At 66.5% G+C, this 5,488-nt stretch carries 5 protein-coding genes and 2 pseudogenes; all 7 read right to left on the bottom strand.

What is annotated here, in order from left to right; translation table 11 throughout:
* Positions 1-1,064 (bottom strand): annotated as a pseudogene (locus QAT43_RS13915) (hypothetical protein); the annotation flags it as partial.
* A 55-nt stretch (positions 1,065-1,119) separates the two neighbouring features.
* On the bottom strand, positions 1,120-1,584 hold the full coding sequence (locus QAT43_RS13910) for a MotE family protein (RefSeq protein ID WP_305043689.1): 465 nt from the start codon (positions 1,582-1,584) through the stop codon (positions 1,120-1,122).
* 3 nt (positions 1,585-1,587) lie between these two features.
* A complete protein-coding gene (fliJ, locus tag QAT43_RS13905) occupies positions 1,588-2,022 on the bottom strand; it encodes a flagellar export protein FliJ (protein WP_305043688.1) in 435 nt (144 codons plus the stop codon).
* 45 nt (positions 2,023-2,067) lie between these two features.
* Complete coding sequence (locus tag QAT43_RS13900) at positions 2,068-3,390, bottom strand: FliI/YscN family ATPase (protein ID WP_442900272.1); 1,323 nt, start codon at positions 3,388-3,390, stop codon at positions 2,068-2,070.
* Complete coding sequence (locus QAT43_RS13895; protein WP_305043686.1) at positions 3,390-4,064, bottom strand: FliH/SctL family protein; 675 nt, start codon at positions 4,062-4,064, stop codon at positions 3,390-3,392. Before QAT43_RS13895 ends, QAT43_RS13900 begins: the two co-directional genes overlap by 1 nt.
* A gap of 1 nt (position 4,065) precedes the next feature.
* Positions 4,066-5,073 (bottom strand): flagellar motor switch protein FliG, encoded by a 1,008-nt coding sequence (fliG, locus tag QAT43_RS13890; protein ID WP_305043685.1) that lies wholly within the window; start codon positions 5,071-5,073, stop codon positions 4,066-4,068.
* 17 nt (positions 5,074-5,090) lie between these two features.
* A pseudogene (locus QAT43_RS13885) lies at positions 5,091-5,488 on the bottom strand (flagellar basal-body MS-ring/collar protein FliF); the annotation flags it as partial.

The following is a 5,488-nucleotide window of genomic DNA, read 5'->3' as shown; positions in this document are numbered from 1 at the left end:
CGCAGCTCGCCCAGTTCCTCGGGATGCAGACGCAGGGTCATGCGGCTGCCCTCGCCTTGCCCGCGCAGGCTCAAGCGCTCGACCACCTGGTTGAGCAGCTGGTTGTCGGGCAGCAGCGTGCCGTTGGCCAGGCGCAGCCCGGCCGGAACGGTCGGTTCCGCCGCGGGCGCGGCGGGCCGGGCGGCTTCCAGGGTAAAAGCCTGAGCGTTTTCCGTGGCCGGGTGGGTCGGCGGCGCAACCGTTTCAGCGGTGCTGTTGCGGTTGAGGAGCGAACCCAGATCGGATTGTCCCTGGCCGGATGCCGCGCTCTCCACGCGCGGTGCTTCACCGGCCTGGCCCTGGCCCGCGGCGGCCGGCGCCTCGAAACGCGCGGCCTCACCGGGACGCCCCGCCTCGACCTGCTGGGCGCGCGGCTGAATGAGCGCGGCAAAGCGCACATCCGTGGGGGACACGGCGGACAAGGCGGCGGGGAGCTGCCGCGAAGACGCCTCCAGCTTGCCTTGCTCTGGGGCTGCATCCGCGGTTTTACGGATTTCGCCCTCCTGAACGGGCCGGGACGGAACCGCTTCAGCGGCGGAGCGTTCCGCGACCGGCCGCTGTGGCCTGGGCAACCCTTCGTCCAGGGTTTCTTCCTGCGACGCGGGAAGGTCCGAAGCGACCAGCGGGGACTGTTCCGACGGAGAAAACTGCTGCGCCGTCACGGGTTGCTGCGCCGTCACGGGTTGCGGAGCGATCAGGGGTTGTTGCGCTTGCGGAGCGATCGCTTCGGCGACCGAAGCCGCGACCGGAGCAGGCACCTCCGCGTCCGGTTCCGGCGGGGCCGGGACGGGCACAGCCTGACCCGCGCCCAAGGCTTCGAGAAACGCGGCGAGGCCCTCGTTCTCGGCGCCCGGTTGAGCGCTGCCTTGGTCCACCTTAAGCATCAGGGGCAGATCGCCCTGGGCTTGAGCGCCGGCGAACAGTTGCAGCAGCTGGGCGAAATCCGTCGCGGTTCCCTTCCCCGCGCTCGCGGAGGCGGGAAGACCGGGCAACAGCTGGGTCATGTCAATCATGGGAGTTTGCATGTCGTTTCACCTCCTTTCCGCGAAAAATGGTCCTGCGTGAATCCGCCGGACGCCCTTACTGCGCCAGGCTGGAATAGGAAACGGTGAGGGCGGCGGCGACGTCCTGATCCATGCCGGCGAGAATACGGCCGGCGGATTTGGCGCGCATGCCTTCGAGAATGGCAACGGCGAGATCCTTGTCGAGGTTGGCGATGATGCCCGCGGCGATGTTGGGATCCATTTTTTCGTACATCTTGCTCAGTTCCTGGGCCTTCTGGATTTCCGCCGCGTCCTTCCGCGCCAGCATGGCGGCCAGCTCCTCGCGGCGCTCGCGCAGCTCCTCGATTTTCTTATCGACCTCGGCCTGCAGAGTCTTTAGCTCCATTTCGCGCAGCTCCAGAACCTGTTCCTTTTCCGTCAGGGCGCGGCGCTGCTCCTGGAGCTCGGTGAGAATGCGGCGCTCCTCCACCGAGGCGGCCCGGGCGGCCAGGGGCGCCAGCACCAGCAGGGCGACCAGCAATGACGACACAACGCTTTTCATGGCCTATCTCCGGTGAAATTGCACGGCGACCTCGTCGAGCACGATGCCTTCGCGCCGCTTGAGCTCCTGCTGAAATTCCTCATCGTTTTTTTCCTTGAGCTTTTCCAGCAGCTTTTTCTCGCGGCTGGCCTCGGTGAGGCCCTGGCGCTTGCGGACGATCTGCTGCCGCAGGCGCTCCATGGCATCCAGCAGGCGCGCCACCGTCTCGACCTTGTGGCTGATGCGGTTCTGGAACAACAGCATCTCGGCGCAGCCGATGCCGGCCCGCTGACGCTGTTCGTAGTCGCGGTAGAGCTGCTCCAGCTCCTGCTCCTCGGCGGTGAGCCGTCCCAGCAACTCGGCTTCCTGCTGGAGACTGCGCGCCAGTTCCTGCTTGGCCTGGTCCTCAAGGATCTGGCGATAATTCAAGACGGGTTGCAGCTTGAACTGGTTTTTCATGACTCAGCCTTTCAGCGGTTCAAGCAAATCCGTGAAGCAACCACCTCAACGCAACTCCTTGCGCCGGTCGAGCACCAGACCTTCCATGCTTTTCAGCGTGGTTTCCAGATCGACCTTGTCCTCCATGCCCTGGCGCAGGAACTCGTTGACCGCGTCGATGCGGGTCAGGGTGTAGTCGATCTTGGCGTTGCTGCCCTTGGCGTAGGCGCCGATGTTGACGAGATCCTCGGCTTCCTTGTAGGTGGCGAGAATCTCGCGCACCTGGCCGGCGAAGCGCTGGTGCTCGGGGGACACGATGTCGCGCATGACGCGGCTCGCCGAGGCGAGGATGTCGATGCAGGGATAGTGGTTTTTCGCCGCCAGGGCGCGGGAGAGCACGATGTGGCCGTCGAGGATGGAGCGCACCGCGTCGGCGATGGGCTCGTTCATGTCGTCGCCCTCGACCAGCACCGTGTAGAGGCCGGTGATGCTGCCCTGGCCGCGAAAGGAACCGGCGCGTTCGAGGAGCTTGGGCAGGGTGGCGAACACCGACGGCGTGTAGCCCTTGGTGGTGGGCGGCTCGCCGATGGCGAGACCCACTTCGCGCATGGCCATGGCGAAGCGCGTCACCGAATCCATCATCAGCAGCACGTTGGCGCCCTGGGCGCAGAAATACTCGGCGACGGTGGTGGCGACGAAGGCGCCGCGCATGCGCAAGAGCGGCGACTGATCCGAGGTGGCGACCACCACCACGGAGCGCGCCAGGCCCTCGGGCCCCAGGTCGCGTTCCATGAATTCCATGACCTCGCGGCCGCGCTCGCCGATCAGAGCGATGACGTTGACATCGGCGCGGGCGTGCTTGGCCATCATGCCGAGCAGCACGCTCTTGCCCACCCCGGAGCCGGCCATGATGCCCATGCGCTGGCCGAGGCCGCTGGTGAGCAGGCCGTTGATGGCGCGCACGCCGAGATCGAGGGGCTCTTCGATTTTCTTGCGCTGCAGGGGGCCGGGCGGCAGGGCGTAGAGGGGCATTTCCTGCCCGCCGGTAAGAGCCGGCCCCTCGTCGAGGGGCTCGCCCATGGCGCCGATGACCCGTCCGAGCAGGCCGTCATGCACCGCCAGGGTGGCGCTGGAGCGGCGCACCCGGATCAGGCTGCCGGGCCCCAGGCCGCGCAATTCGCCCAGGGGCATGAGCAGCGCCTGGGAGTCGCGAAAGCCCACCACCTCGGCGGGCACCGGCGCGCCGCCGCCCAGGGGCGTGATGTCGCACAGGGTGCCGACGGAGGCTTCCGGGCAGTAGCCCTCGACGATGAGGCCGACGATGCGCGTCACCTTGCCCAGCACGCGCAGGGCGGGACCCGCACGGAGGCTCTCCAGCAAGGCCTCCATCAGCCGCCCCCGAGGTGCTCGAGCAGGCGTTGCCGGATGTCGGCAAGTTGACTTTCGATGGTCGCGTCCACTTGGCCGAGGCTCGATTCGACCACGCAGCCGCCGCGGGAAATGCTCTCGTCGGCCTCGATGCGAATGTTGCCGTGGCCGCTCTGACCGGCGAGAAACAGGGGCTTGTGCTCCATGACCACCGCCAGGTCGGCGGGATGGACGCGGATCTGGTACTCATCGGCCTTGAGCACGTGCTGCATGGCGCGGGCCAGGGTGTCTTGAATGAACTCGGGGCGCACGGCGATCTCGGCGCCGATGACCTGCTCGGCGACCGCCATCACCAGGCGCACCATGTCCTCGGCGCTGTTTTTCAGCAAGCTCGCCCGCAGGCGGCTGATGTCCCCCAGGGCTTGGCTCAGGGCATCGGCGGCGCTCACCAGCTGCCCGGCGCCGTCCTCCATGGCCTGCCGGCGCCCCTCGCGCTGGGCTTCGGCCAACTGTTCGCGGGTCGCTCCGGCGTTGGCCGGGGCGACGGCGCGCGCACTCTCGATCACCGGCGCGGCGGCGGTGAGCTCTTCGGCGACGAAAATGCCCAGCCCACCGGCGCCTTCGAGCTCACCCGCGGCGTCGAAGTCGAGGAAGCGCAGGGTCTTGAGCCCCACCGGCTCACTCAAACGCAGCACCCTAGACAAGAGCATCCTCCCCGCCGCGGCCCGGAATCACCAGCTGACCTTCCTCCTCGAGCTTGAGGGCAACCTGCAAAATCATCTGCTGCATGGCCTCCACCTCGGAGACCCGCACCGGCCCCATGGCCTCCAGGTCTTCCTGGATCATCTCGGCGGCGCGCTGGGAGATGTTGCCGAAGATCTTGGTCTTGATCTCCTCGGACGCCGACTTGAGGGCCAGGGTCAGGGTGTCGTTGTTAATCTCGCGCAGCACCATCTGCAGCGAGCGGTTGTCGAGCTTGACCAGGTCGTCGAAGGTGAACATCTTCTTGCGGATGGCTTCGGCCATCTCCGGGTCGGTGGCCTCCAGGGAGGCGAGAATGGCCCGGTCGCCGCCCTTGTCGAGGCGCCCGAGAATCTCCACCACCTTGTCGATGCCGCCCACCTGTTTCTGCTCCTTGCTCACCACCACGCCGATCTCGCGCTGCAGGGCGTCCTCGATCTGGGCGATGACCTCGGGCGAGACCCGGTCGATCTTGGCCACGCGGTACATGACGTCGGCCTGGAGTTCCTCCGGCAGATAGGAGACGATGCGGCCGGCGTGGTCCGACTTCTGGGTGGAGAGAATCAGGGCGATGGTCTGGGGGTGCTCGCTTTCCAGCAAACTACCCACCATGCGCGGCTGCATCATGGAGATGGTTTCCAGGGGGCGGCCCTCGGTGCCGCTGGCCACCTGTTCGAGAAGATGCTCGGCGCGGTCCTCGTCGCCGCTGCCGGCGATGGCGCGGCGCACGAAGTCGTTGCCGTTGACAAACAGGCCGACGCTCTTGTTCTGGATCTGGCGGCACTCGTTGAGCACCTCGCGGGCGATGTCGGCGGGCACATGATCGATGGACATCATGCAGCGGCTGATCATGCGCACCTCGAGATCATCGAGTTCAGCGAAAATCTGGGCCGAGGCCTCCTCGCCCAGGCACAAGAGCAGGATGGCCGCTTTTTCAACACCGGAAAGTTTGGAATATTGCATGGGAATCGCCTAGGTCCTCAGCTTTCCTTGAGCCAGGTCTTGATCACCTGGGCCGGTGTCGCCTGGCCGCCCAGCACCTCGTTGCGGATCTGCGCCAGGGGATCCCTGGGTCCGGGCAGCATGCCGGTCTGGCTCATCTCCGATTCCAGCTCCTGCACCGTCTTGTAGTGCTCGACCAGCTTGGCCTCGCTCTTGATGGTGCGCACCATGGGCCGCACCAGCATGAAGTAGACCAGCGCCGCGCCGAGGGCGAGCAGGGCATACTTGATCAGCGGCCAGAACTGCCAAAACAGATCCACGGGGCTCGATTCCACCCCGGGAAGATCGGCCAGGCCGTTCTCGAAGGGCATGGACACCACCTTGATCTGGTCGCCGCGGTTGCGGTCGAGGCCCAGGGCGCCGGCCACCATGTTCT

Origin of the sequence: Geoalkalibacter sp. (assembly GCF_030604225.1) — a bacterium.
Classification (GTDB): domain Bacteria; phylum Desulfobacterota; class Desulfuromonadia; order Desulfuromonadales; family Geoalkalibacteraceae; genus Geoalkalibacter.
The sequence above is the reverse complement of the archived record's forward strand: the minus strand, read 5'-3'. Positions and strand labels throughout refer to the sequence as shown.